Below are 26,752 nucleotides of genomic sequence, written 5' to 3'. Positions count from 1 at the left end.
TGCCGCACCGGTGAAACCCGTCCCGGGCCTGCCGCGTCACACCGACAGGACGGCCCGCCCCGCCCGTCCTCCGTGAAGTCATATGCGGATCGGGGCATCACGCACCGTCAGCCTGCCTGCCGACGGGGCCTTGGCCGCCGTCGTGCCTGGGGGCCGTCTCCGGTTGCGGCAGTGACAAGGCCGGCGGCGAAGCGGAGACCTACCCGGATCCGCGCCCGATGCGGACCCGCCCCGCCGACGACCCGGGCTCCTGGCTGGATCTCCTGGACATCTTCAACTGACAGCCGGTAGCGAAGACCGACGGGTGGACCTCAGCTCTTGACGGCCTCCGCGATCCGCAGGGCGGCCTGGACGGGCGTGAGGTGCGTGGTGTCGATGATCTCGGCCTCACTGTGCAGCCACGTGCGGGCCGCCTCGGCGTAGGGCTCGAGGTAGGCGAGACGGAATTGGGAGGGGCCAAGATCCGTGTCCCCCTCGATGCGCCCGCGGAGAGTGTCCTGGTCGGCGTGGAGAACGAAGTGCCGTACCGGAATCGCATGCTGGGCGAGGCCCGCGCTGATCTCGCGCCAGTACTGCTCGACCAGGACCGTCATGGGCATCACCAGAGTGCCACCGGTGTAATCGAGTACGCGGCGGGCGGTCTCGACCACGAGCGGCCGCCACGGCGGCCAGTCCTGGAAGTTGCCCGTCCAGGGCAGTCCCGGCTTGATGTCCATGAGTGCCTCGCCGACCTTTTCGGCATCGAACACCCGTGAATCCGGGATCAGTTGCTGCACGAGTGCGCCGGCCGTCGTCTTACCTGCGCCATGGGTGCCGTTGAGCCATACGATCATGGGACCTGACGCTAGCGCCGTATGGGGCCCAGGTGGCCTCAACCGCCAGGATCAGCTGTCGCCTGCCTCGAAGAATCGCACCGGCTGGGCATGCCGCCCAGCCGGCGACAACGAGCCTGCCCAAGTGCCACCTCACGTGATTCGGTTCGTGTGGTCGTGTGAAGGAGCGTTTGAGCTGGCGGATTTCGCCAACTCAAACGCTCGCTCGGTTTGTCGCCGATCGTTCGGCGCGGCCATGGGCCGGGTGACGGCCTTCGATCGATACGGTCATGCGTCGCGATGGTTGCGGAACCACTGCGTCACTTCGTCGGCGTGGGTGTCCGGTGGGAAGACCGGGTAGAAGACGTGCTCGATGGTGGCGCCGCGCAGTACGAGGGTCAGGCGGCGGTACATCGTCTGCCCGTTGGCCTCGAACGTCGGGAGCTTCAGCGCGTCTGCGAGCGTGAGCCGGGGGTCGGAGAGCATCGGGTAGGGCAGATGCAGGCGGTCCACGAGCGCCTGCTGGTAGTCGGCCCGGTCCGAGGACAGGGCAAGGACGCGATCGACGCCTTCGGCCCGCAGTGCATCCAGGTTGTCGCGGAAGCCGCACGCCTCCTGGCTGCACCCGCGGGCGCCCGGGATGTCGTTCCAGCCCTCCGGGACGTCGGCGGCCGGGTCTCCGGTCAGCGGGTAGAAGAAGAGCACCCAGCGGCCCTCGGAGACCGCGTCCAGGCGTATGCCGCTGCCGTCCGTGCCGGTGAACGACAGAGCGGGGAGCATACGGCCAGGAAGGTGGGCGGCTGCGCCGTCGTCCACCGGGACCGGCAGGCCGGAGGGCAGGGGGTCGGCCTTGGGCAGCATCTTGTCGGGCTCCTTGAATGGCTCGGTGATGGAGGGGAAACCTCGCCGGGCCGCCGCGTCCCGGCGGCGGATCAGCTCTTCCCGGCTGTGGGCCAGCCGGGCGACGAGAAGGTCGAGCGCCTCGATCTTCTGCTGGTAGGCGGCCAGGGACTCCACGCAGTGATCGCCTTCCTCATGGCCCGCGCGCAGGCACGCGAGAAACGGCCCGGTCTCCATGGGAGTGAGGCCGAGCGCCCCGAGGCTGCGGATCTCCTCCGCCAGCCGGACGTCCTCCGCGGTGTAGTCGCGGTAGCCGTTGGCCGCACGGCCGGGGTGGAGCAGACCGCAGTCCTCGTAGTAGCGCAGCGCCTTGATCGTCACGCCGGCGGCCGCGGCCGCTTCGCCTGCACGCATGTGCACCTCCTCGTCGCAGCAGAACGCTAAACCCGGCCCTTGGGGGACGGGTCAAGTCGGCCCTCCATACCGGCGCCACCCCTCACCCGCTGGAACGCTCAGCGCTGTCAGCCCAGCCGCTCATCCGCCACATCGAACGCTCGGTCACATTCCGGCTCGCGGGCTGTTCGGGGGGCGGCTGCTACAGGTCGAACTCCAGGTGTTCGATGTCGGTGAAGCGGACTTCCTCCAGGCTCCCGGCGCGGCGGCCGCCGTCCTGGAAGTAGGTCTCCTTGAGGGCTTCGGCGGCGATCTCCTGAAGTCGGGCGTCGCCGGCACCGGCCTCCTGGGCCTCGAAGAGGCGGGCGGCGTGGATCGGGGGGAGGGCGACGGTCAGGTGCCGGATCCGGTCCTGGTCCGTCGACCCGATCGGTGCTACGTAGCCGAGGCGGGCGCGGGTGTCGATGACGATGCCGCCCGTGGACGCCGCCTTCGCCCTGGCCTTCGCCCGGATCTGCGGCTGCCACCGCTTCTTCACCTCACGCTCCAGCCGTGCGGCGAGGTCCGGGCGGGGCTTCTTGATCTGGTCCTTCACGTACCGCTCGACGGTGCGCTGGGAGATGCGCAGCATCCGGGCGACCGCCTTCGTGCCCTTCATCTGCTTGACCAGATACCGCATCTGCGCGCCGGCGCTCTTGGGCGCCGGGCGGGTGAACGCCTTCTGCACCGCGGCTTCCAGGCCGTCCCCGATCAGGCTCATCGTGACCTTCTCCTACTCTCCGTTGTCGACGTCGGTGACGGTGCCGTCCTTGATGTACCGGGCGAGGTTGAGCTCCGGGGCGTTGAACCGCTCGCGCACTCCCTCACCCCACAGCACGCTCTGGGTACCCTCGTGCTTGACCAGGCCCGGGTTGACGCCGAGCTTGAAGCCACCGGGCAGCGGCTTGCCCTCCCGGTAGGGCAGGAAGTCCAGCGGCGAGGGCCCGTCGGCCGCGTAGACGACGCAGTCGGAGAGGACCGCGATGGGGTACTGGCCGGTGAACGCCGCGTGCTTGACGATCTTGCGGTGCAGGTTGATGCGGGTGCGGGAGATGACCGCCGCGCGGATGTCGGGCCGCCAGGTGGGGCGGGACAGGGCGCGCCACGGCTGCCCGGGCTTCCAGCCCTCGCCCCGGGGGCGCTCGCGCAGCTTGCCCAGGCCGCCCTTGACCGTCGCCTTGACCGCCGAGACGACGATCGCCAGTTCCGGGTCGCGCTCCTTGTAGCCGTCCATCGCCGTGAGGAAGTCGGCCGACGACAGGTCCGCGTCGACGCCGAGGTCGGCCATCGTGGCGAGGTAGGCGTCGCGCAGCCGCTGGTACCAGCCGTCCAGGTAGCGGCCGTTGTCGTACCGGACCCATGCCTCGATCGGCCGCACCTCGTAGCCGAGCTCCTGGGCGTAGGCGACGGTGGGCGTCGCGTACCAGGCCGGGCCCTCCGGGCGGTCGCCCTTCGGCGTGAACGGGGAGGGCAGCAGGTCCGCGTCCAGCTCCGCCCACTTGTCCTTGCCGACCTTCACCTTCGACAGGTCGACGTGGGACAGATCCACCAGCCATGAGCCGGGCAGCTTCGGATCGAACACCGGGGCCTTGACGTACGTAGGCGCTCCGAGGCCGACGACCAGGCCGTTCGCTCCGGCGGCGAAGGCCATGTTCACGTCGATGCCGACCAGGTGGCGCAGGGTGCACTCGGCATCGGTCATCGGCCGTGCCCAGTCGTACGCCTCCTCGAACAGCTTCTCGCCGGGGCCGCGCACGTGGAACCGCGGCAGGTCCTTGAGCAGCGGGTGGCCGTCGGGGGCCTCGCACGGCGCCGGGTCGACCGGGTCCTTGCCCAGGCTGCCGGGGTTGTGCTCGGAGTGCCGCTTGCCGTCGGCATCCGGCTCGGATGCGCGCGTCGGCGGGTGCAGCGCGGTCATCAGCTCCAGGCCGGTCACTGCGGTCGATCCGCGCGGGGTCATCACACGGGAGGCGTACACGCCCAGGACGCGGGCGAGTTCCGCCGGCGGGAGCTGCCCGGCCTCGCCCCAGTGCCGGGTGTCCAGCGCGTTCCAGGACGGGATGCACAGCTGCACGCACTGGCGCTCCGAACCGGTCGCGGGACGGTAGATCCGCGCCCACGGCCCGAAGCCCCTCTTCGTCAGCTTCCACTCCGCGCGGACCAGCTGCTTGATGACCTTGTGCCCCTCCGGCAGCCGCCCGGACAGGCGCTCGTCGTCGGTGAGGTGGACCGGCAGGCCGTAGCGCTCGCACGCGGTCTCGGTGAGGACGATCAGCGGGTCGGCGTCCTTGCCCGGCCCGGACAGCTTCGGCGCGCCCAGCTTCGCCTCCGTGAGGGTCCAGTCGACCAGGGCCGGGACGGACTTGGCGGGCACGCCCAGGACCAGGCCGCCGACGCAGTACGCCAGCACCTTTCCGGCAGCGTCGACGTCGACGACCGCCAGCGGCCCGTTCTCGAACCGCGGGTCACTCCCGCCCGCCGGGCTCGCGGCCGGGGACGCCTTCTGCGCGCCCGGGCGGCGCGACGCCGACGACGCCGGCCTGATGGTGCGCACCGGACGCGGCGCGGCCACTGGAGCGGCGGCGGGGGCAGGGCTGGTCCGGGTATTCTCGGTTGCAGTCATGTCCGCAGCCCCGGGCGCCGGGCCCGGGGACAGCGTCCGCGATTCCGCCGGGACGGGTGCGGCGGCGAACGCGGCCGGTACCGCGGCGTCCCGGACAGGCGCGGTGACATCGGCGGGGTAGAGCTTCGCGAGCTTGTCCAGCAGCCGGGCGTAGGCGTCGCGCTCCGGTGGGCGGGGCTCGGTCTTGCCGGCCTCCCAGCCGGACACCGTGGCCCGCCGCACCTTCAGCGCGGTGGCCACCTCGTCGATCGTCAGACCGTGCGCGGCACGCAGCCGCTTGCGCTCCGCCGGCGGCGGCAGCGTGGCGCGGGACGCGAGCAGCGCGTCGACCGCATCGAACAACTCGGACATGGAACACCTCCGGCCCACACCCTACCCCACGAAACGTACAATTCGCGTACGTTTAGCGTACGAGTTGCGCCCAAAGGGTGCTCGAGGGGAGGGGTGCTCCTCGGTGTCAGCCGCACGGGGACGAGAAGGCGGCCGGTGCGACTTCCCGCAGCCGATGAGATCTTCTCCCGTTCCGAGGCCTACCGGGCTGTCGTCGCCTCCCGCCACCACGCCCCGGAGCACCTGCGCCAGATCCCGGCCGACGAGATCCTCTCGCGCCACGAACCCGGCCAAGCTCATCCGTCAGACAGGTCCTAGAACTCGTAGTCCTGGGCCAATTCCTCCCAGCGAATGCTGCGAAGCGCAAGGTCGGCGTCCTCGCCCGACGGAACATCCGGGGCGGCCTGGAACCAGACCACGGTGAGGGCGGAACGGTGCAGTACCGGGTCGAGCTCAGGAGCGACCGCTGTAGAGCGGAAGAGTCCGGCACAAGCCACGGAAGGCAGCACCTCGACAGGGCCGAAAGCGCCGGCGGTCCGGTCCGGGTATGCGAGGAGGGGCGGAACGAGATGGACCGGCGCGGAGGAAAACGCGCGTTCGGCCTTTCGCTGGAGGCCGCTGACCTTCATGTCGTTGATGGGCTTGCACGGGTAGCCCTCCAGCATCCCCGCATAGGTCGAAGACATCTGCAGCTCGGTGAGCTCGATCGAACGACCAGACAAGAGAACTGTGCGGCTCAGCGACATGCCGACACCCTATGCGCACGATCCACTTCCGATACGCGCCCAGCTGTCCGGCGGATCACGTGAGCAGGAGCCGGAAGGCCCTCCTGACTGGCACCGGTTGGCACGACAGCCCCTTCAGTCCTTACGGAGGCGGTGGGCCTTGGCAACGAGTCCCCGAGGCAGCTTCGGCCCTGCACATGCGTAGTCGATCAGCAGGTTCCGGTAGGTGGTGTCCGCGAGCTCCGGCGCCAGGGCGATCAAGGCCCTCAGGCCGTCGGACGAGCCGGAAAGGCGCGTGCGGTAGGCGGCGCCCGCCGCGCGCAGGGAGACTTCGTGAGGTTCGTACTCCAGGCCCTGTTCGACGAGGGTCGCGGCTGCGGCGAAGTCGCCCTGCTCGGCACGTACGTCCGCCAGGTCCAGGTAGAGGGACCAGTTGGCGGAGTCCAGGAGCAAGGCGCATTCGAAGGCCGCAGCGGCCTGATCCAGGTCGCCCATCACGCGCCAGGTGGTCGCTCGTGCGACTGCGGTCCACATGACCCGGTCGACAGCATCGGCGCGATCGCACAGGGCGAAGGCCAGTTCGTACCGGCCGCAGGCCCGGGGCAGCCGGGCCATGGCGGCCAGCGACTCCGGTACGGGATTCCGTTCGGATACCACCTCGAGGGCATGGAACCAGGGCGCGAACCGCTCCCGCATCTCGTCGGTGTCCAGGTCGTGGCCGTAGTCCAACGCCCGCAGACACGCCTCGGCCAGCGCCTCAGCACTCACCGCGCCGAGAAAGCGCGCATCACCGAACCAGGGTGCAGCGCCCCATGCCACGTTGGGCCGCACACCCGTAACCGAACCAAGGGCCATCACCGCGTCGTCCATGTTCCCGTCAAGGAACAGGAAGTACGCCTGCGCCAGCACAGCGCTCAAGGAGCCGTCCCCTTCGAGGCCCTCCTTCAGATCCGAGCGTCGGTCCATCCACAACTCGGCGAGGGCCGCATAGGGCTCCGGAGCCGCCGGTGCCGAGGCTACCGCCCCCACCAAAAGCTCCACGGCGCCCACCGGGCTTCCGCCGCAGTGCGCCATCACACCAGCGAGACCGACTCCCGCCGCCACTGACTGCTTCGACATCGCCCGAGAATACCCGTGGCCAAAGGTTCTGTGAGCGCTTCCGCTTGGACGGCGGTACCGCTGTCAGTGACAGTACCCCTGACAGCAACGACGGTGCGCAAATGGCGGAGATCACCGCAGTCGGTGATGAGACCAGGAGAGGAGGGGCCCCCTCTCAACGCACTGCCCGATCCTGCCGGCTGCCTGGGGCGTTGGTCCACCATGGGGCGGGGTGGCCCGACGAATGCAGAGCGGGTGCGGCTGAAGCCGCACTTGCCGGTGGCCGGGCAGCGCGGCGACGGTGGATCGATCACCGTAAGGTGATCAACGGAATCCTGTTCCGGGTACGAACGGGCATACCGTGGCGGCGTACGTCGCCGACCCGCGCCACGACGTGCTGTGGCGGGCCGGCCTGAGCCGGGGCACCAAGGAGAAGGTCGCCGAGCAGCTCGGAGACGCGGCCGGGGCGGCCCTCGACAAGGTACGGCTGTCGGTGTGGAAGTGGCGGGCAGGTGCCATCACCCTGTACGAGCGGCTCGGCTTCACCGTCGCCGATGCAGGGGAGGAACGGGGCCGGCTGGTGTGCGCGGAGTGTGCCGTGTGGGTGGCCGCCGTCACTCGTTGACGGCTGTGGCCGGCACTGTCTCCTCGTATCGGACGGCGAGTTCGCCCTATCTCGTAGCCACAGCCCGGTGGCCCTTGAGGCGATCGATCCCGCACTCCGCCGCGTGGCGCTCCTTGTAGTCGGTTCTGCCGGACTTCGGCGGCCGGCCGCCGCGGGAGCCGCCCTTCCTGCGGCTGAGGAACCGGCCGGCCTCCTCGGGGTCCGTGCGGCGGATGCCGTGCCTGCGCAGGCAGGCGCGGTTCGCGCGTGACCCGTACGCCTTGTCGGCCCGGACCTCGTCCGGCCGGATGCGAGGTCGGCCCAGGCCCAGGCGGGGCGCCCGGATGGCCTCCGGGACCGGCCGGAACCGCGGACTGCCGTGCCCAGCAGCGACAACGGCTTCTGCCCCTGATCAGCCACCACATGCAGCTTCGTGGTCAGCCCTGCGCCGGGTGAATCAGAGGTCATGCGTGGAACCGCCGCCGTCGGCGGGTGGCGGCCGGGAGCTCGGCTGCCGTCAGGCTTCCCGGCCGTGGCCCTGGGACTCGCCTCCCGACGTGTCTTCTCGGAGGTGTTCGGAGAGCCACGTGTGGACGGCGAGGGCGGTCGTGCGGGAGTGATCCTCCAGAACGGTGAAGTGGTCACCGGGCACGGTGATCTCGGAGTGCGGCAGGCTCCACGGCTCGGCCGCCTCGATACCGGGCAGGCGCTCTCCGGCCCGGACGAAGAGGGTGGGGGCCGTCAGTTCCGTCGGCTTCCAGCCGGCGTAGAGCTCCAGGTAACCGGCCATCGCAGTGAGCCGGTCGGTCTCGGCCGAGGCGAACTGCGCGGAGTTGTCCAGCATGCCCGCCGTCATCGCAGAGAGCGCGGGCCTGTCACCGCCGCTGCCGCCGAGGCCGCTTTCCTCGCCCGGGTAGGTGTCGATCAGGACGACGGCGGACGGCATCAGGCCCGTGCTCTCGAGCTCCTCGGCGACCGCGTGTGCCACCCATCCGCCGGCCGAGCGCCCCAGCAGGACGAACGGCTCGTCGCCCGCACACGCGCGCACGGCGGCGGCCTGCGCCGCCACGAAGGCGGCCAGTGTGGCGGGCAGCAGTTCCTGCGGCAGGAACCCCGGGTTCGGCAGTACCGAAACCGGGCGCCGGCCCTGCAGGGCCGGCCCGAAACGGGCGTACTCGTGCGGCCCCGACAGCGCGCTGAGGGCGGGAAAGCAGATCAGGCGGGGCCCGGAGCCCCCTGTCGCGAGAGTGACGGCCGAAGGGGACGAGCCGAGTACCTCTGCGCCCTCGAACACCTCACGAAAACGTGCTGCGATCGTCAGGAGGACCATCCCGTCCCACGCCTTGCCACGGACGCACGCCGTACGGAAGAGCGCGGACAGGGAGTCGGCGTCCGCGCCCTTCGTGGCCGGAGCCCTTTCCGTGGCACCGTCCTGCCACGGAGGGAAGGACCCGTCCTGGGCGCCACCGGCCGCATGGGGGCCGATGGCACCGGGAACGGCCAAGGGCCCGGGTGTTTCAGGGGCGTCTTGGGACCAGCGTTCCTCCAGGTGGGCTGCGACCCCACGCGGCGTCGGGTAGTCGAACAGGAGCGTGGCCGGCAAGGCAAGTCCCGTCAGCGCTGCAAGCCGGTTGCGCAACTCGACTGCGGACAGTGAGTCGAGGCCCAGCTCCGCCAGCGCACGGTCCGCCTCGACCGCGGGATCCCCCGCCCCGTGACCGAGTGCCAGGGCGGCTTCCGCTCGGACCTGCGAGAGGAGCAGAGCACCGCGTTCACCCGGGGGCGCGGCGGCCAGCCGTCGGCGCAGGGAGTCCTCGCAGTCGGTGCCGGACCCGGTGAGCGATGCGGAGGCCCTCCGTACGGGCCCTCGGCCCGGTACCCGGGAGAGCGGCGCCCCAGGAGTCCCAGGAGCCCCGGATGCCCTGGTTGCCGCCGGGTCGAGACGAGCTGCGACCAGGACGGCGTCCTGTCCTTCGACGGCGGTGTCGAAGAGCGAGAGGCCCTCCTCGGTCCGCAGCGGGACGAAACCGGAACGGGCCATCCGGCGCAGGTCCGCGTCCCGGAGCGCGGCCGTCATCCCACCCCCACCGCTCTGCTGCCACGGCCCCCAGGCGAGAGAAGTACCGGGCAGCCCGAGCGCCCTGCGGTGCTGTGCCAGCGCGTCCAGGAACGAGTTCGCCGCCGCGTAGTTGCCCTGGCCACCGGAGCCGAACACCCCGGCCACCGAGGAGAACAGGGCGAACACCGCCAGGTCGCTGCCCCGGGTCAGCTCGTGCAGGGCCAGGGCCGCATCCACCTTCGGTCGCAGTACGCGGTCCAGCCGCTCCTTTGTGAGTGCCGGGATCACCCCGTCGTCCAGGACCCCCGCGGTGTGCACCACGCCGGTCAGCGGGTGTGCCTCCGGCACGCTCGCGAGCAGGGCGGCGAGCGCCGGGCGGTCGGCGACGTCACAGGCCGTCACCGTGACCTCCGCGCCCAGTCCGGCGAGTTCCGCGCACAATTCGGCGGTGCCGGGCGCATCGGCTCCGCGTCGTCCCGCGAGCAGCAGGTGGCGCACCCCGTGCGCCACCACGAGGTGCCGGGCGAACTCCATGCCCAGCGAACCGGAGCCCCCGGTGACCAGGACGGTGCCGTCCGGGCGCAACCGGCGCGGCGCCCCGTCGGCCGTCACCGTTGCCGTTGCCGTATGGGATGCGCGGACCAGTCCCGGTACGTACGCGACACCGTGGCGTACGGCCGTCTGCGGCTCGGGACTCGTCAGGGCCCGTGCCAAGGCCCCTGCGGACGTGGGACGGCCGTCGACGTCGATCAGCGAGAAGCGGCCCGGGTTCTCGGTCTGCGCCGAGCGGAGCAGTCCCCACACCGGTGCGTGGACGAGAGCGGCATCGTCGTTGCGAATGCTTTCGCCCGGCTCCGCTCCGGTGGCCACGGCGCCCGAGGTGAGAACGACGAGACGTGAGCCGGCGAGTCGTTCCTCGGCGAGCCAGTCCTGTACGAGCCGCAGCGCCCAGCCGGCCGCACGGTGTGCGGCCGACACGAGGTCCGTTCCGTCCGCCCCGGTGAGCGGAGGGCAGGCGATCACGACGGCCGGTGCGTCGGCGGCCGCCGAGGCCGGATCCGGGTAGACCGTCGGCCGGATGCCCGACTGCAGGAGCGTGTCGTTCAGCCACGGGCCGGGCTCGCCCAGGAGCCCGTACAGGGGTGGCTTCGCCGACGCCGGGGCGGGGGAATCCGGCAGACGCGTCCATTCCGGGCGGAACAGGCAGTCGCTGTGCGCGCGTACGCCGCTCAACTGCTCGCGGGAGAGCGGCCGCAGGACGAGTGAGCGCACCGTGGCCACGGGGGCCCCGGTCCGGTCGGTCAGCTCCAGCCGGGCCCTGTTCCCCTCCGTCCGGGACACCCGCACCCGCAGGGTGCGGGCGCCGGACGCGTGCAGCCGTACACCGCTCCAGGCGAACGGGAGCGACAACAGCGCCCCGGTTCCGCTGCCGTCGTTGTCCGGGGCGGCCTGATCCAGCGTCAGGGTGTGCAGTGCCGAGTCGAGCAGGGCCGGATGCAGGGGGAACAGGCGGGCGTTTCCGTGTTCCCCTTCCGGGAGTCCGACCTCGGCGAGGAGATCGTCGCCCAGGCGCCAGGCCGCCCGCAGGCCCTGGAAGGCCGGTCCGTAACGGAGCCCGCCGTGCGCGAGTTCCTCGTAGAGGCCGGTACCCGCCTCGGTGCCGAGCGGTAGCGGAACAGCGCCCGCCGGTGGCCACGGGGACGGCGCGTCCACGGAGGTACGCGGTTCCGGAGGGCCGGAGTCCGCAGGGGCCAGGACTCCGGAGGCATGGCGGTTCCAGGGGCCGTCGTCGTGTCCGGGAGCGTGCGTCCGTGCGTGGAACACCACGGCCCGGCGCCCGTCGGTGTCCGCTCGCGCCAACTTGACCTGGAGTTCGACCACCTCGTCGAGGGACAGCGGAAGCGGTGCCGTCAGCGTCAGTTCCTCCAGTACGGAGGCGCCCGCCCGGGCCCCGGCGTGGATCGCCATGTCGACGAAGGCCGTCGCCGGCAGGAGCACCGTGTCCAGCACCGCGTGGTCGGCGAGCCAGGGCTGGTCACGCAGGGACAGCCGGCCGCTCAGCAGCAGGCCGTCGTCGTCCGCCGTCGGCGTCGCCGCTCGCAGGAACGGGTGGGACGCGGCGCCGGGCTCCGCCGCGGATGTCGGCAGGTCGGCCTCCAGCCAGTACCGCTCACGCTGGAACGCGTAGGTGGGCAGCGCCGTACGCCGTGCGCCACGCCCGGCGAAGACCGCGTGCCAGTCCACGTCCACACCGTGGGCGTGGAGCGCGGCCACCGTGGCGAGCAGCGCCCCGGCCTCCGGCCGTGGGCCGCGCAGCGTCGGAACGGCCAGAGGTTCGGGGCCGTCCGCACGGCCGCCGGACGTGGTCGTCGGCGTGTTCGCCGTGGCCGCCGGGCGGCCGGAGAAGCCGTCACGTGCCAGGCCCGTGAGCACGCTGTCCGGGCCGAGTTCCACGAAGTGCGTGGCCCCCTGCTCCCGCAGGTACCGTACCGAGTCGGCGAAACGGACCGGCCGGCGTACATGGTCCACCCAGTACCGGGGCGAGCAGATCTCCTCGGTGGTGGCGGGCCGGTCCGCCACCGCGGTGACGAGGGGAAGCTCCGGCGGGGAGTAGGTGATCCCCCGCGCGACCAGGCCGAAGGCGTCGAGCATGGGGTCCATGTGCGCCGAGTGGAACGCATGGCTCACCCGCAGACGGGTGGTCTCGCGTCCCTGTTCGCGCCAGTGCGCGATGACCTCCAGCACCGCGGGTTCGTCCCCGGAGACGACCACGGAGCGACCGTTCACGGCTGCGACGTCCACCCCCCGCACCCTGTCCGCTCCGCTTGCCAGATACGCGGTGACCTCGCTCTCGTCGGCCTGTACCGAGGCCATCGCCCCGCCGGCGGGCAGCGCGTCCATCAGTCGGCCCCGTGCCGCGACCAGGGTGCAGGCGTCCGTGAGGGACAGCACGCCGGCGACGTGCGCCGCCGCCAGCTCACCGACCGAGTGCCCGGCCACCATGTCGGGGCGTACGCCCCAGGACTCCAGCAACCGGAACAGCGAGACCTCCAGAGCGAAGAGTGCGGGCTGCGCGAAGCGCGTCGTGTGCAGGATCCCGCCCGCCCGCGAACCCTCGGCGCACTCGGCGCTCCTCATGCCGTCTGCGGCACCCCCGGCGTTCTCGGCGGCGAACACCACGTCCCGCAGCGGCCTCGGCAGAAGCGGGTCCAGCAGTGCGCAGATCTCGTCGAAGGAACGGGCGTAGACGGGATGGGTCTCGTACAGCTCCCGGCCCATCCCGGCCCGCTGGCTGCCCTGCCCGGTGAACATGAGGACGACCGGGCCCGCCGGGCGGGGACCGCTCGTGCTCAGGCCCGGCCGGTAGCGGCCTTCCGCCACCGCTTCGAGCGAGGCGAGCAGTTCGTCGCGGTCACCGGCCACCACCACCGCACGATGCTCGAAATGGGCGCGGGTTGTGGCCAGAGAGAAACCGAGGTCCAACAGGTCCGTTCCGGGGCGTTCGCTCACGTAGGCATGCAGTTGCCGGGCCTGCGCCCGCAGCCCCGAGGCGCTCCTCGCCGACACCGGGAACGGCACGGCCGCCACCGGGGCCACGGCCACCTGGGCGACCGGGGATCCGCTTTCCGGACGGTCCAGGGCACCCGGCTCCTCCACGGGCGCCTGCTCGATCACCACATGCGCGTTGGTTCCGCTGATCCCGAAGGACGACACACCCGCCCGCCGGGGCCGCCCGGTCCGGGGCCAGGGCACCGAGCGGGTCAGCAGCGACACCGCACCCGACGACCAGTCCACGCCGGGGTTCGGCTCCTCGGCGTGGAGCGTACGCGGCAGTACGCCGTGCGCCATCGCCTGGACCATTTTCATCACGGCGGCCATACCCGCCGCCGCCTGCGTATGCCCGATGTTCGACTTGACCGAGCCCAGCCACAGTGGGTGTTCCCGAGCACCGGCCTGCCCGTAGGCCTCCAGGAACGCCTCCGCCTCGATGACGTCGCCGAGCCGGGTGCCCGTGCCGTGCGCCTCCACCGCGTCGATCTCCGCGGGTCCCAGCCGCGCGTCGGCCAGAGCCTGGTGGATGACCCGTTGCTGCGCCGGTCCGTGCGGCGCGGTCAGGCCGTTGCTCGCGCCGTCCTGGTTCACCGCGGAACCGCGCACCACGGCCAGGACCGGGTAGCCGGCCCGCCGGGCCTCCGACAGCCGGGTCACCAGCAGCATTCCCGCACCCTCGGCCCACCCGGTGCCGTCCGCCGCCGCCCCGAACGCCTTGCAGCGGCCGTCGGGGGCCAGCGCACGCTGCCTGCTGAACTCGACGAAGGAGCGAGGTGCCGACATCACTGTGGCGCCTCCGGCGAGCGCCAGCGAGGACTCGCCGCTGCGTAGGGCCTGAACTGCCAGGTGCAGGGCCACCAGCGACGACGAGCACGCCGTGTCCACGGTGACCGCCGGCCCCTCCAGGCCCAGGGTGTAGGCGATACGGCCGGAGGCGACGCTGCCCGCGTTACCGATGCCTAGGTAGCCCTCCACACGTTCCGGTGTGCGGGCCAGACGGCCGGCGTAGTCGCTGTACATGAGGCCGGCGTACACACCGGTGGGCGTGGAGCGCACCGTACCGGGATCGATTCCCGCGTGTTCGAAAGCTTCCCAGGCGACTTCGAGCAGCAACCGGTGCTGCGGGTCCATGGCCAGGGCCTCGCGGGGCGAGATCCCGAAGAAGGCCGGGTCGAAGCGGTCGACACCGGACAGGAAGCCTCCCTCACGTACGTAGGTGCGGCCGGCCCGTCCGGGATCCGGGTCGTACAGCCCGTCCACGTCCCACCCCCGGTCGGTGGGGAAGGGAGTGATGGCGTCGACACCGCCGTCGACCAACCGCCACAGGTCCTCGGGGGACTCCACGCCGCCGGGGAAGCGGCACGCCATTCCCACGATGACCACGGGGTCCTCGTCCGTACCGGTCCCCTCCGGACGGCTGGGCGTGGCAGTCTCCGTCCCGCCGGCGAGCCGCGCCCGAAGATGTGCGGCGAGCTCGTCCGTGGTGGGAAAGTCGAAGGGCGCGGCCTCCGACAGCGGGAGACCGGTCGCCGCCGACAGGTGGTTGCACAGCACCGTCGACGTCAACGAGTTCAGCCCGAGGTCACGGAAGGCGGTGCCCTGCTCCACCTCGTCCACGGCGCAGCCGAGCACGGCGGCGACCTCGGCCTGCACCAGAGCCGCCAGGTCCACCGTCTCCGCCTCCGCCGGCGAGAGGGCCCCGGTCGGCAGAGGGCGCGCGGGCAGGCCGGCGAGCGCGTACCGCCTGACCTTGCCCGAAGCGGTACGCGGGATCGCGTCCACCTCGTAGAGGGCGGCGGGCACCTTGAAGGGTGAGAGGTGTTTCCGGCAGGCGGCGAGAATTTCCCTCCTGTCGAGGACACCGGCGTTCGCCGGGACCAGGTAGGCGACCGGGACCTCACCGAGTACGTCGTCCGGGGAGCCGGCCACGGCGGCGTCCCTGATTCCCGGCAGCGCCAGCAGCACCGCCTCCACCTCGGAGGGATGGACGTTCACCCCGGCCCGGATGATCAGCTCGCTGACCCGGCCCGTGAGGGTGAGTTCACCGTCGGTGCCGATCCGGGCCAGATCGCCGGTGCGGTACCACCCGTCGCGCAGGACCTCGGCGGTGTCGTCGGGCCGCTGGTGGTACCCGGCCATGACACCGGGCCCGGAGACCCACAACTCGCCCTCGTCCGGGGCTTCGGCGCCGCTGCCGTCACCGATACGCGCCCGCATGCCCGGCAGCACACGGCCGCAGGAGTCGGCCACCCGGGCAGTACCCGGTGCCGTCATGGTGATGGGCCCCGCCTCGGTGCTTCCGTAATGATCGAGGAACGGAACCCGGCAGGCCTCCTCGAAGGCCCGCTGGAAAGCGGGGGACGCGGCCGCGCCACCGCTGACGCAGCCACGCAGCGCGGGTGCCCCCAATCCGTCGGCCCCCACGGCGTCGAGGAGCTTGCCGTACGTCGCCGGTACACCGGCCAGCAGCGTGAAGGGCTCGTCGGTCCGGCGTAATTCACCCAGCACGTCCGCCGCGGAGAACCGCGGCAGGAGCATGGCGGACGCTCCGGTCACGGTCACCCCGAGGACGCACAGGAGCTGCCCCATGGCATGGTGGAGCGGGAGGGGCCAGAGCAGGCGGTCGTCCGCCGACAGGCCGAGGACGGTGACGAAACCGGACGCCACCGACGACAGCCGGTTCCGCTGGGTGGACAGCACTCCCTTGGGCAGGCCGGTCGACCCGGAAGTGTAGAGGAGCCAGGCCACCTCGTCGAGCCCGAGATCGTCCGGAGCCGGCACGGGCGGCTCGGTGACGGCCAGGGTCGCGTAACGGAACATGCCCGCTTCGTCGGCCGGGTCGCCGCTCGTCCCCGCCGGGGATCCGCCTCGCGTCCCGGCATCCTGGTCCTCGACGAGCACCACGCTCAGCCGGGGGCGCTCCGGCAGCAACGGCAGCAACCGGCCCAGGGAGGACCGGTCGGTGAAGACGACCCGGGCCTCGCTGTCGTCCAGCAGGTGTGCCAACTCGGCGGTGGTGCTCCGCGGGTCCATCAGCACACCGACCGCACCCGCCCTGAGCGCGGCGAGGACACTCTCGACGGCCTCCACACGACTGCCCAGAAGGATCGCCGCTCGCTCCCCGTGCCGCAGAGCGAGGCTGACGAGGTGCCCCGCCAGCCGGCCTGTCCGCAGTTCCAGCTCCCTGTAGGTGACACGGGAACGGCCGTCCTGGAAGGCGGTCTTGGCACCGAGACGCCGGGCATGCTCCCGGAGCAGTTCCGGCAGAGGACGGAGGGCTGCCATGTGCGTTGTCACCAGGACGAACACTTCCTACGGGGGCGGGAGTTGCCGATTATCATGATAGACGACCGGCCTGCCGGGCCGGGGAGCGGCGCCCGGCGAAACCTGCAACGGACCGCCCTGCGCGGCGGGTTGACGAGCCCTGCATGCCGGCCCTCCTGCGAAGGTGTTCCCCCTCGGATCGCTCCTGCCAAAGGTGACGCTGGAGCGGGGCAGGCGGCGAACCGTCGAACGACTCGAGGAAGCGTTCCCTGCTCGGCCGGACCGGCTCCCGGACGACCGGGCCCGCGCAAGGACGCTCCCGGCGTCCCCACGGTCGTCTACGGCACCGAGGACCGGTGCGGCACCGGGGCCGGGCGGGCAGGGAGGAATGGACGCCGCTGAAGGCGGCCGGCGGCCGCCCGCCCACACGACCCGCCTTGCGCGGGGCACGGCACGTGCCACGGGTTCGCAGGACGGTGAAGGCATCAGGCATGCCGTGATCCTGTGAACGAGGACTGGCAGCCTTCCGCGGGACAGCCCCTGGCGGAGTACGACCTCCGCGCCGACGGACCCCGCGAACCGCATCCCCCGTCACCGCGACCATGCGCCAGGGACGACACGCCGCATGGGAGCTCTGGGAGCTCGGCAACAGTTCCTCGCCGTCGTGGGTGACAGGTGTGGCGAACAGGCGGGCCAGACGATCCGGTGCCGGAGACGGCGGGCGGGGCCTATGCGGCGAGCGCGGCGGGCTCGCCCAGGTGGGAGGCGGCTGTCCGCCACGCGGTGGTCACCGCGGTGCGGGCCCGCGCTGTCTGGGCGGCGCGGCCGCCGGTCAGTTCAAGCGGCGCGCCCACATGCACGTGAAGGTCCGGCCGGCGCAGAGGTGCTGTGACCAGGCCGGCGAGCTGCTTGGCGGTGCTGCCCGAGGTGACCCGGCGGGCGCCGGCCTGGCCCACGGGCACGACGGGGGCGCCGGTGTGCTCGGCGAGCCGGGCCAGGCCACTGCGGAAGGTCCCGGGGGCCGCTTCCGCGACGTCCTTGCGGCGGGGCAGGCCTCCTTCGGCGTAGATGAGGACCAGCCGCCCCTGCCCCAGGGCTTCTGCCGCGGCGTCCAGCGCGGCCGCGGCGCGCCGGTCCCCGCGGAAGACGGGAATGTGCCCTTCGCGGGCGAGCGCGCGTCCCAGCAGCGGGACGCGCCATAGCCCTGCTGCCGCCATGATGACCGGCTCGGCGCCCAGGCGGTGGAGGGCGGCGACCACGACGGCGGGGTCGGCGAGGGAAGTGTGGTTGGCGGCGATGATGCTGCCCGGTGCGAGTTCGGTGCCGGGGTCGGTGGTCACCGACAGGCGGCCGACGGCAGGCACCAGGATGTCGGCGATGCGGCTGAGCATGAACGGGCTCCTGGTCTCGACGATGCTGACTTCATCGTCGAGGACAGGCGCCGACCGGGCATGAGTCGTCCTACTCATCTTCTCGGCTTCTGAACGGTTCTGCTGACCTCATACCGGATGATCTGTGGGAATATGTGGCCCCGCTGTTGCCTGCTCGTCCGCCTCGGCGGTGCCGGTGTCCCGGGTGGTTGCCGATGGATGACCGTGCTGCGTTGCGGGGCGTCGTCTACGTGCTGTGCGGGAGCGTGAGCCGGCGGGCTGCTCCGACTGAACAGACTGGCCGCAGCGGAGTGTCGGCCTGGCGGCGTTTCCGAGACTGCGAGCCCTTGTGCTTGTAACGGTCCGACTGGGGTAATCGAAGCATTTCGTGTCCAGATGAAGGAGAGACATGGACGACACCGCCGATCCCGGCACGGCAGATACCCCCATGCCCGGGCACCCGGCGCTGTCGGACACCCTGCCGGACAGAACTCTGGAGAACATGGCGACGTCCGCCATCGTGGTGGATGACGATGGCCTCATCCTTTCGGCCAACAGCACAGCCCAGAGCTTGCTGGGCGGAGATGCCACGGAACTCATTGGTCAGGACTTCCACGACCTGCTGCACCGGGACAAGCACGGACACTCCATGCCGCGCACCCGTTGCCCGATAAAGAAGGCGCTCCTCACAAGAGACACCCGGCACGGCGACGCCGAGTGGTTCGCCCGCGTGGACGGCCCTCTCGTCCAGTTGTCCTGGCTGGTCACGCCCTACACCTCAGACCTGGGCGTGACGGGTGCGCTGATTCTGTTGTACGAACTGCACCAGGAGGACGTGCACCAGGGCGAGGGCGGGGGCTCCGCACCGCTGACGGAACTGGATCGCCTGGCCCTGCTGGCCGAGACGACCACGCAGCTCACGTCCACCCTGGACGTCGACGAGGCACTGCACCGGCTGGCGGCCCTGACCGTGCCCCGGCTGGCGGACTGGGCGGTGTTCGACCTTCTCACCGAACGCGACGAAGTACGGCGTGTCCTGGTGGTGCAGCACAAAAACGGCATCCGGGTCGAGCGCGATGACTTGCAAGGCCCGATGCCGCCCGTACCAGAAGAGTCCCCGATGCCTCTGTCGCGGGCTCTGCGCGGTGCCGCCTCCACCCTCGTCGGCCCCGCCACCTACCAGGGCCCGCCCGATTCGGGCATCGCGGTCGAGCAGCAGCGCCTGTTCACCGAGACGGGCATGCACTCCGCTGTTATCGCGCCCGTCCGAGGTCTGCGCGACGTACTCGGCGCCCTGACCCTGGGCCGCGCCCAGCGTCAGGACGCCTTCACCTCTGCCGACCTGCCGCTGCTGGAGGACCTCACCCGCCGGGCGGGCCTGGCGCTGGACAATGCGCGCCTGTACCAGCGCCAGCGCAAAGTCGCCGAAACCATGCAACGCCACCTGCTGCCCCAGCTCCCCGTCCTGCCCGAGCTCGAGATGACCGCGCGGTACGTGCCCGCTCCGGACGCCTCCTCCGTGGGAGGTGACTGGTACGACGCCTTCGCTCTGCCCTCCCACGCCCATGCCCACGCCCTGGCCGTCGGCGATGTCGTCGGGCACGATCTCGACGCCGCAGCCGGTATGGCGCAGGTCCGCAACATGCTGCGGGCCTTCGCCTGGTCCCATCCGGAGGCTGCCCCCAGTGCCGTCGTCACACGGCTCGACGAGGCCGTGATGCACATTGCCGAGGTGCCCATGGCGACCATGGTCCTCGCCAGGCTCACCCTCGGTGACGACGCGCTGTGGCGCCTGCGTTGGACGAACGCCGGCCACCCGCCGCCCCTGCTCATCACCCACGACGGTCAGGCCCACTACCTCGACGAAGCTCACGGCATACTGCTCGGGACCGGAGTGACCAGACCGCGTCCCGACGCCGTCACTGTCCTGCCGCCTCGGGCCACGCTCCTGCTCTACACCGACGGACTGGTCGAGTCCCCGAAACACTCCATAGACCATGGGCTGAACCGGCTGCGCCGACACGCGGCCTCCCTCGCGCACCGTCCCCTGGACTCCTTCTGCGACTCCCTGTTGGACGAGGTCCGCCCCCACGACAACGACGACGACGTCGCCATGATCGCGCTGCGCACGCCCCCCGGCAGGGACAGCGGCGCGGGCTGCCTTGCGTGAGTGCCGTGGACGAAAGGCGGCTGTGGCCGTCTGGCCTCAGCCGTTCCCGGGTGTTCCCGGGCGAGGACTACGGCGGCGGGACCCCCTCCCGGCCTCGGGGCTCAGCGCAAGGGCGGACCGATCCGTCACACCCCGGCGGCCGCAGAGCCGGCCTTCGACGACCTCGCCCATTGCTGGGAAGCCTTTCCCTCCCCGACATCGCCTGCTGCGGGCACAGGGGCGCGCCGTCGTGCCGCCGGTCCGGGTGATCAGGGCGGCGAACGGGCGGCCACGGCCGCCGCACGCGGGATGAACCTCGGTGGGCAGTCCGCTCGGGACCGGCCGAGGGTGTGACCGTCCGGTTCGTCCCGTCGGCGCTTCCCCCTTTCGGCTGGTGGCCGCGGCGTGCCGCTGGGCTCGGACAACGGTGGAACCGATCCGGCCCGGCCAGTCTCTCCGGCCCTGTCGGTGCGGGCTTGGGCCTGCTGAAGGGCGCGGGTGAACACAACACGCCATCGACCGCGTAACGCCGGAAGCGGAGGTGGACCGTCTTCCACGGGACGTAGCATTCCGGCGGGTCACGCCGGGAGGCCTCGGTCCGGATCGCGCAGACCGTGCTGTTGATGACCTGCCGGTCCCCCACCCTGGGCCGGCCGCCGGCTAAGACAGATCGCGAGAGGCGATCCGCCGCGCGAAAGCCCAGAGCACAGCGACCCAGCAGGCCGGCTCCCCCGCTCGCGTGCCGACTGAAGCGTCGACGGGCCGGCTGAAGCGACCTCACCGGACACACCGGCGGCGTTCGGAATGACTCGCCCAGGTGTTGCGGGCCATGAGGCTGGTGGCGCCGCTCATCGGTGTTGACCTTCGAGTTGGTTGAAGCCCGATGATGGCGAGGTGCCGAATTCTGAGCTGATGCCGATCGGGGTCTTCGCCCAACGCAGTGGTCTGACCTCCAGCGCGTTGCGGTTCTACGCCGACTCCGGGCTGCTTCCCCCTGCCGAAGTCGACCCGGTCTCGGGGTACCGCTACTACAGCGCTGACCAGGTGGCGCGGGCGACCGTGCTGCGTCAGCTTCGTGAGATCGCCATGCCCCTCACTGCTGTCGAGGCCGTCCTCGACGCCGAGGCTGACGAAGGGGCCCGGCTGCTTGATGAACATGTCGCGAAGGTGGTGGGGGACGCAGTGGCGGCGCAGCATAAAGCTGCTGTCATCAAGTCCGTGCTCGGCGACGTGCCGGGTCTTCCGGTTGCGGTGCTGAAGGGGCCCGTGCTGGCGGACGCGGTCGAGCAGGCCCTGACCGCGTGCGCACGCGAGCCGGGGATGCCGGTGCTCGCCGGCCTGCGCATCGAGGCGAGTCATGAGGCGGTCACCCTGACCGCGACTGACCGGTACCGGCTCTCCACCCGGACACTGGTGCCGACTGAACCGCCGAGGCAGACGTGGGCCGGCACGGTCGATGGCGACGAACTGCGGGCCGCGGTCACCGAGATCCGCCGCAGCGCGCTGGTGCGGCTCGAAGCCGTGCCGCACGGCATCTGGCTCCGCGTGGCAGGCCGGGAGGACCGGTACTGCCGGTTGCTGTCCGAGGAGCTCCCCGACCACCGGCTGGTGCTCGCGTCACTGGTGAGGTCACCACCCGTGCGACGGTCTCGAAGGAGTTGTTCCTGCGAGCCCTGGAAGAACACCCCGGCGAGCGTATCGCGCTGCACATCGCCGACCACGGAATACACGTGCGGTCAGCGGACGACGAACACCCCGGACTCCCGCTCCCGGCCACCGCGACGGGGCGGACCCTCCAGATCTGGTTCGAATTAACCACGCTCTACCCCGCCGTGAGTACCGCGATCGGCCCCGACGTGATGCTGATCTGAGGGGATACGACCAGTGTTGTTCCCTCACGAGCATGGTGTGCAGAGCATTCGGCTGGCAGCGCCACGGGCTCGTGACACGATCTTGGGTGTTGGGGGTCGGCCGGGCCGCGGCCGGTGTGACGATCCGGCCGCTCGTGGTGCGTGAGCAGACGGCCGTGGGTCGTGGACGACCGCCTCGGGCGCGGTCAAGCCGCTACTGCCGCCGAGTGCCGCACGGCCTGCGCCGGGCAGGACGCCCGGGCGGACAAGACCTGGGCCGCCGGCAACGAGATCACGAAGGAGTCGATCGAGCGGGATCCGGGGTTGCAGCCGGTTCCGGGCCCTCCTCCCCCGCGCGGCGATCAGCAGCCCCAGTAGCCGCGTGCCCGGCCCTACCCGCCCGCCGGGGCCGGGCAGTTGCGTCGTGTCGCCTGCCGTGAGCGGCTCCCGGCAGGCGTCGCAGGCCACGACCGGCGTGGCCAGGTGCCCGCAGGCGTCGTGGCGGATCCGGGCGGGCGGCCCCGCGGGTCCCGCGTACCACTTGTCGCCCCAGGCCATCAGCGCCAGGAGGACGGGGTAGAGCTCCCGGCCCTTCTCCGTGGCCACGTACTCCTCGCGTGGCGGGGCGGTCTGGTACCGCCTGCGCGTCAGTACGCCCTCCTCGACCAGCCGGGCCAGCCGCGCGGTGAGGGTCTTGCGGGACAGGCCGAGGTCCTCCGCCAGCTCGTCGAAGCGGCGGATGCCGACGAGGATGTCGCGCATGATCAGGGCCGTCCAGGCGTCACCGAACAGATCGGTCGCGCGGGCGATCGAGCACGCGACGCCGGAGAGGGGGTACGGGTCACGAGTCCATCGTATCGCCGCAAGGTTCCCTCAGGGAACTCACGGATGCTAGGTTTACTCAGGGAACCTGATCCGACATGTCGAGGGAGCCTGCCATGGCCACCGCCCCGCACATCGCACTCGACACGGTGGGCCCCACGGCCGTCGACGGCCGCCACATCCGGGCCCTGACCTTTCAGTCCGTACGTCTCGAGTACCTGCGGCACGTGCTCCCGGCTGCGGACCTCGCGGCGACCGGCAGCCGGGCGCTCGTCGTCGGCAGCGGGCGCGGCCTTCTGGCCCGCGGCCTCGCCCGGCTCGGTTTCGAGGTCGTCGCCGCCGACCCGTCCCCCGCCGCGACGGCCCTCGCCCTGGACGCGGACGACGGGCTTGGCGTCACGTACCTGACGACGCCCGCGGAGGAGCTCGACCTGCCGGGCGACTCCTTCGACCTCCTGTACTGCGCCGACACCCTCGAGGTCACCGAACGGCCGGACGCAGTCCTCGCGGAGGCGGCGCGCGTGCTGCGTCCCGGCGGTGCCTTCGTCTACGACACGGTGAACCGCACCCTCGTGTCCCGCCTCATCTACCTCGGTGCTTTCCAAGCCTTCCCGGGCACACGGATCATGCCCCGCGGCCGCTACGCCGCACACCGGCTGCGCCGCCCAGCGGAGCTCGCCGAGGCCTTCGACAGGGCCGGGCTGTCCGCGAAAGACGTCTCGGCGTTCAAGCCGCGCGACGTACGCAGCCTGGTGCGCGCGACGCGCGGGCGCAGGCGCGGCACGCTGGCCGACGAGCAGCTGCCGGAGCTGGTCGACATGGTGCTCGAGCCGGACGGCAGCCCGGCGGTGACGTATCTGGGGTACGCGGCCCTCCGGGCGTAAGTGTCGGGGCCGGCCGGACGTGGGCGGTGCCGCAGCAGCCGGCCGAAGGCCAGCTCGGTCACCCATCGCTCCGGAAGCGGCTCGCATCCCTTCGTCCGCGGTCTCTGTACGACCTCCACGTCGATGCCCAGTGTGGCGCCATGGTCGAGGACGCTGTTCCGGTAGCCGCCGTCGGCCCAGACCTTGGACAGGCCGGGATGAGCTGCGGCCAGGCCGTTGAGCAGGAGCTTGCCGCCGGCGGTGTCGTGTACGGACGCGGCAGTGAACGACGGCCTCGGTCGGTTCGGAGTCGCGGCCGTGGGGCCGGTGGGCCTTGTCCCGTAACAGGTCGTGGACCTGTTGGGTGGCGCCGTCCGCTTCCCACTTGGCGCAGTAGTCGTGGGCGGTCATGCACGGCGGGAGGTCGTACGGCAAGTACTCCCACGGAATGCCGGTGCGACTGACGTAGAGGATCGCGTTGAAGATCTCCCGCAGATCATGCACCCGAGCTGCGGTTCCAGGCCCGGTTCGTCTTGATCTCCGGGCAGAGAGGATCGGCTCGATCAGCGCCCGACGGGCATCGGAGACATCACTGCGGTACGGGCGGCGGGCGTTCACGCCTCGTCCAACGACCGCCGACTCCAGCAGTCATAGAAAATCATCCCGAACCATCAACCGCGCAGACCAGACGCCCTCTTACCGGTTCGGGTCGGCAGCGCTGAGGTCGGCCAGGGCGGAGGCGGTGCCACGTTCGACGGCCAGATCGCCCGGGGACACGATGCCCACCGGCAGGCCGTCCTCCACGACGGGCAGGCGCCGCACCGCGTGCTCGCGCATCAAGGAGACAGCCCGGTCCAGGCCGTCGTCGGGCGAGACCGTGATCAACTCGTCGCTGCAGGCGTCAGCCGCGCTGTAGTCGGCGATGTCGCCCTCCCGCGCCACGATCCGCACCGCCAGGTCCCGGTCGGTGACCAGACCCCGCAGCTCGTCACCCTCGGCCACCAGCACGGCGCCGATGCCTTCGTCGCGCATCACCCGGGCCACCTCCGCCACCGAGGTCCGCGGCCCCACGACGAAGGGCACAGCGGTCATCACTTCACGCACTTTCCTGGCCATCGCCGATCTCCAACCGTGTGCGGGCATCGTCATCACGCCGCCTGCCGGCCGCGCGACCTGGCTGTACCCGGCAACCCGCTCACCCCACGCCCCCACGTCCCGCTTTGCGCTTCGAGGGCCCCGCCCAGGTCACCCCCTTGCCAAGGCTCACTTGCAGCACCTGGCCGCGATGGGCGCTTTCCTCGCGTACAGGCCACCCGGGGTGTGTACCGAAGGCCACGCACGAACTGCGAGGGAGAGCGAACAGCGATGCTGATGCGTACCGATCCGCTCCGGGAACCCGACCGGCTCACCCAGCACCTCCTGGGCACGACGGCCCGGTCGGCGGTCCTGCCGATGTACGCCTACCGTCACGAAGAAGCCGTGTCGGCCCACCCGGATCTGCATCGAGAACAGCCGCGGCAGCAGCCGGGCCGAGGGAAACACCGACTGAACACGACGCGGAACGCTGAATCGGACGCAGGTCAGCGGGGGTCGCCGTAGGAGGCTGCCTCCATCGCCCCGAGGAGCAGCTGGAACTCCGCATCGTTCACGGCGTGACTGATCCGCCCGATCTGCACCGGGCACCGATTCACCAGCGACGCGGCGAACTCCAGCACCGCCGCCTGACTCCTGGAGACCCCGCGAGACCACCCCGGGGTCTTCAGGAGGTGACCGACACCTTCCCAGTCGACCATGGGACACCGGCCGGAGTGGTCGATCAGGGGATGATCGGCCACGGCCACGAGTTCCCTGTCGTCGCTCAGGCGTCGCAGCCAGTAACCGTTGCCGTGAGCACCCAGCAACTTCGTCGCCGCCCGCATCGGCTCGTTCACCACCCCCTCCAGCAAGCTCTCGGCAAGCTCCTCACCCGTCGTCTTGTCACTGGCCACAGTCACCGGCATCTCCATCCATCGCGAAGCGAGGCCACCGAAAAGCGGCCCACGGCTTCACTGTGCGCGGCGGCACCGGCCAGCCTGTGGCGAACACGCCGGACGATCCGCCGGACACCACCTCCGTACGCAGAAAGATGTATGCGGAAAGTGGGGAACGATGCCGCGGACCTCTGCACAACGCTGCCGGAGCCATCACCCGGGTTGCCGACGCAGGCGACGCCCGCATGGCGGGGACGATGCGTGACGAGGCCGTCAAGGGCGCCTCCTGGAAGCACGGCACCCTCACCGGTCGCGGCGCCCGCTGCCGGCACGGCACACGCCGGATCTGATGGACGGCTACCTCAACGACACCGGTTTTCCCCTGACCGCCGGCCACCAGCTGGCGTGCAACCGTATGCTCGCCAGCCTCGCTCACGCGCGCGGCATGTCGGTGGGCCTGAAGGGCTCGGTGGGCCTGAATAACGACTTGCCGCACATCCCCGAACTGGTCGCTGACCTCGACTTCGCGGTGAACGAGGAGTGCGCGCAGTACGACGACTGCGCGGCACTCACTCCCTTCGTCCGGGCCGGCAAGGCGGTCCTGCACGTCGAGTACGCCGTCCCGGTCGGCGACTTCCGCGAACGCTCCAGAGAGCTCGGCCTCAGTTCGATGCGCAAGGAACCGGACCTCGGAGCGTGGCGCCAGCCGTGCTGACGGGCACCGGCACCGGCACCCGCCCCGGACGGGCGGTTATGACTACGCGCCGGAGTCGTGCAGGACACGCAGCCGTGTGCGGAGCGACTCCTGGCCGGCCGTACCCGCCTGGACGTCCTGGGCCCGGTCCATGGCGGACCACCCGCTGCCGCCTTCCGCGTTCACCTGCTCACGCACGTCCGTCAAAGCGAAACAGGCGGACAGCTTCTCCTCGTCGGCCACGGAGAGTACCTCCCCGTCTCCGCACTCGACCTCGACACGAGACGCGGCCTCGATCACAGCCGAGGAGAACGGGACCTCCAGCCGGCCGTCACCACCGACGGCGCCCCGCAGCGGAACAAAGACATCACCTGACGCCGAGCCGCCGCGAACGCGCACCCACTCCGGCCTGCCGGTGGTGTCGTCCAGCAGGACATGGACCACGTCCCCGACCTTGCGTCCGTCGACGGCGAAGACTGGCTGACCGGCCAGGCTCACGAGCTGCTCCTGGGGAATCACCGCTGCTCCTCAATTGTCCTGCCGCGACCTGTCCTGGAGCGCATTGCCCGCACCGGCGCGCTCAAACGGCCGGTGCCCAGGTTCTCATCGGCTTCCGCGGCACTGCTGCGAGCGGTGAAAGGTCGCGGGGCCCGTACGCCTTGGTGTGTCGCGGTCCGGTACAGCTGCCGGGGCGT

Annotated in this window: 18 protein-coding genes and 5 pseudogenes; 9 read left to right on the top strand and 14 right to left on the bottom strand. The window is 71.2% G+C overall.

Annotated elements, in window-relative coordinates:
* Positions 1-311: 311 nt before the first annotated feature.
* The 4 genes from BN1555_RS33410 to BN1555_RS33395 form a co-directional block, all read right to left on the bottom strand.
* Positions 312-833, bottom strand: a complete 522-nt coding sequence (locus BN1555_RS33410; protein ID WP_093802890.1) for a P-loop nucleotide/nucleoside kinase family protein — start codon at positions 831-833, stop codon at positions 312-314.
* A 267-nt stretch (positions 834-1,100) separates the two neighbouring features.
* The gene (locus BN1555_RS33405; RefSeq protein WP_093802889.1) at positions 1,101-2,066 is read right to left on the bottom strand and encodes a MerR family transcriptional regulator; all 966 of its coding nucleotides are present in this window, start codon (positions 2,064-2,066) and stop codon (positions 1,101-1,103) included.
* Positions 2,067-2,247: 181 nt separating this feature from the next.
* Positions 2,248-2,805, bottom strand: a complete 558-nt coding sequence (locus BN1555_RS33400; RefSeq protein WP_093802888.1) for a telomere-protecting terminal protein Tpg — start codon at positions 2,803-2,805, stop codon at positions 2,248-2,250.
* Positions 2,806-2,817: 12 nt separating this feature from the next.
* On the bottom strand, positions 2,818-5,058 hold the full coding sequence (locus BN1555_RS33395) for a telomere-associated protein Tap (RefSeq protein ID WP_093802886.1): 2,241 nt from the start codon (positions 5,056-5,058) through the stop codon (positions 2,818-2,820).
* 135 nt (positions 5,059-5,193) lie between these two features.
* Here BN1555_RS33395 and BN1555_RS39310 point away from each other — a divergent pair, with 135 nt between their 5' ends.
* On the top strand, positions 5,194-5,355 hold the full coding sequence (locus tag BN1555_RS39310; RefSeq protein WP_176710219.1) for a hypothetical protein: 162 nt from the start codon (positions 5,194-5,196) through the stop codon (positions 5,353-5,355).
* Here the strand turns inward: BN1555_RS39310 and BN1555_RS33390 are convergent.
* Together BN1555_RS33390 and BN1555_RS33385 are read right to left on the bottom strand one after the other, a co-directional pair.
* Positions 5,352-5,783 carry a hypothetical protein gene (locus BN1555_RS33390; RefSeq protein ID WP_093802885.1) on the bottom strand — a complete coding sequence of 144 codons (432 nt, stop codon included), beginning with the start codon at positions 5,781-5,783 and terminating at the stop codon, positions 5,352-5,354. The two genes, BN1555_RS39310 and BN1555_RS33390, sit on opposite strands and share 4 nt — an antisense overlap.
* Positions 5,784-5,897: 114 nt before the next feature.
* Positions 5,898-6,881: a tetratricopeptide repeat protein gene (locus BN1555_RS33385; RefSeq protein WP_176710218.1), complete on the bottom strand. Its 984-nt coding sequence runs from the start codon at positions 6,879-6,881 to the stop codon at positions 5,898-5,900.
* A gap of 201 nt (positions 6,882-7,082) precedes the next feature.
* On the opposite strand from BN1555_RS33385, the pseudogene BN1555_RS40930 reads away from it, so the two are divergent.
* Both BN1555_RS40930 and BN1555_RS40925 read left to right on the top strand, forming a co-directional pair.
* Positions 7,083-7,228, top strand: a pseudogene (locus BN1555_RS40930) (transposase); the annotation flags it as partial.
* A 107-nt stretch (positions 7,229-7,335) separates the two neighbouring features.
* Positions 7,336-7,485 (top strand): annotated as a pseudogene (locus BN1555_RS40925) (GNAT family N-acetyltransferase); the annotation flags it as partial.
* 496 nt (positions 7,486-7,981) lie between these two features.
* On the opposite strand, the gene BN1555_RS33370 reads toward BN1555_RS40925, so the two are convergent.
* Both BN1555_RS33370 and BN1555_RS33360 read right to left on the bottom strand, forming a co-directional pair.
* Complete coding sequence (locus BN1555_RS33370) at positions 7,982-16,360, bottom strand: type I polyketide synthase (RefSeq protein WP_093803833.1); 8,379 nt, start codon at positions 16,358-16,360, stop codon at positions 7,982-7,984.
* Between the two features lie 707 nt (positions 16,361-17,067).
* Complete coding sequence (locus tag BN1555_RS33360) at positions 17,068-17,730, bottom strand: lysophospholipid acyltransferase family protein (protein WP_093802883.1); 663 nt, start codon at positions 17,728-17,730, stop codon at positions 17,068-17,070.
* An 89-nt stretch (positions 17,731-17,819) separates the two neighbouring features.
* On the opposite strand from BN1555_RS33360, the gene BN1555_RS33355 reads away from it, so the two are divergent.
* On the top strand, positions 17,820-18,068 hold the full coding sequence (locus BN1555_RS33355; RefSeq protein WP_093802882.1) for a transposase: 249 nt from the start codon (positions 17,820-17,822) through the stop codon (positions 18,066-18,068).
* An 89-nt stretch (positions 18,069-18,157) separates the two neighbouring features.
* Positions 18,158-19,879 carry a SpoIIE family protein phosphatase gene (locus BN1555_RS33350; RefSeq protein ID WP_255306474.1) on the top strand — a complete coding sequence of 574 codons (1,722 nt, stop codon included), beginning with the start codon at positions 18,158-18,160 and terminating at the stop codon, positions 19,877-19,879.
* A gap of 67 nt (positions 19,880-19,946) precedes the next feature.
* Here BN1555_RS33350 and BN1555_RS41770 read toward each other — a convergent pair whose 3' ends face one another.
* The gene (locus BN1555_RS41770; RefSeq protein WP_369689013.1) at positions 19,947-20,501 is read right to left on the bottom strand and encodes a hypothetical protein; all 555 of its coding nucleotides are present in this window, start codon (positions 20,499-20,501) and stop codon (positions 19,947-19,949) included.
* 251 nt (positions 20,502-20,752) lie between these two features.
* Between BN1555_RS41770 and BN1555_RS33340 the strand changes: the two genes are divergently transcribed.
* Positions 20,753-21,673 (top strand): DNA polymerase III subunit beta family protein, encoded by a 921-nt coding sequence (locus BN1555_RS33340; RefSeq protein ID WP_255306307.1) that lies wholly within the window; start codon positions 20,753-20,755, stop codon positions 21,671-21,673.
* An 80-nt stretch (positions 21,674-21,753) separates the two neighbouring features.
* Here BN1555_RS33340 and BN1555_RS33335 read toward each other — a convergent pair whose 3' ends face one another.
* Positions 21,754-22,500 (bottom strand): winged helix-turn-helix transcriptional regulator, encoded by a 747-nt coding sequence (locus tag BN1555_RS33335; protein WP_304364560.1) that lies wholly within the window; start codon positions 22,498-22,500, stop codon positions 21,754-21,756.
* Between the two features lie 146 nt (positions 22,501-22,646).
* On the opposite strand from BN1555_RS33335, the gene BN1555_RS33330 reads away from it, so the two are divergent.
* On the top strand, positions 22,647-23,414 hold the full coding sequence (locus BN1555_RS33330; RefSeq protein WP_093802877.1) for a class I SAM-dependent methyltransferase: 768 nt from the start codon (positions 22,647-22,649) through the stop codon (positions 23,412-23,414).
* A gap of 342 nt (positions 23,415-23,756) precedes the next feature.
* Here BN1555_RS33330 and BN1555_RS41765 read toward each other — a convergent pair.
* A pseudogene (locus BN1555_RS41765) lies at positions 23,757-24,011 on the bottom strand (transposase); the annotation flags it as partial.
* A gap of 78 nt (positions 24,012-24,089) precedes the next feature.
* Complete coding sequence (locus tag BN1555_RS33320; protein ID WP_093802876.1) at positions 24,090-24,509, bottom strand: CBS domain-containing protein; 420 nt, start codon at positions 24,507-24,509, stop codon at positions 24,090-24,092.
* 249 nt (positions 24,510-24,758) lie between these two features.
* Between BN1555_RS33320 and BN1555_RS40920 the strand changes: the two are divergent.
* A pseudogene (locus BN1555_RS40920) lies at positions 24,759-24,860 on the top strand (Hsp20/alpha crystallin family protein); the annotation flags it as partial.
* A gap of 113 nt (positions 24,861-24,973) precedes the next feature.
* Here the strand turns inward: BN1555_RS40920 and BN1555_RS33310 are convergent.
* The gene (locus BN1555_RS33310) at positions 24,974-25,387 is read right to left on the bottom strand and encodes a hypothetical protein (protein ID WP_141662930.1); all 414 of its coding nucleotides are present in this window, start codon (positions 25,385-25,387) and stop codon (positions 24,974-24,976) included.
* A 316-nt stretch (positions 25,388-25,703) separates the two neighbouring features.
* Here BN1555_RS33310 and BN1555_RS33300 point away from each other — a divergent pair.
* Positions 25,704-26,078: pseudogene (locus BN1555_RS33300) on the top strand (endo alpha-1,4 polygalactosaminidase); the annotation flags it as partial.
* A 42-nt stretch (positions 26,079-26,120) separates the two neighbouring features.
* On the opposite strand, the gene BN1555_RS33295 reads toward BN1555_RS33300, so the two are convergent.
* On the bottom strand, positions 26,121-26,576 hold the full coding sequence (locus BN1555_RS33295; RefSeq protein ID WP_093802871.1) for a PRC-barrel domain-containing protein: 456 nt from the start codon (positions 26,574-26,576) through the stop codon (positions 26,121-26,123).
* Between the last annotated feature and the right edge of the window lie 176 nt (positions 26,577-26,752).

Origin of the sequence: Streptomyces sp. Wb2n-11 (assembly GCF_001049855.1) — a bacterium.
GTDB lineage: Bacteria > Actinomycetota > Actinomycetes > Streptomycetales > Streptomycetaceae > Streptomyces > Streptomyces altiplanensis.
This window is presented reverse-complemented; position numbering and strand designations above follow the sequence as displayed.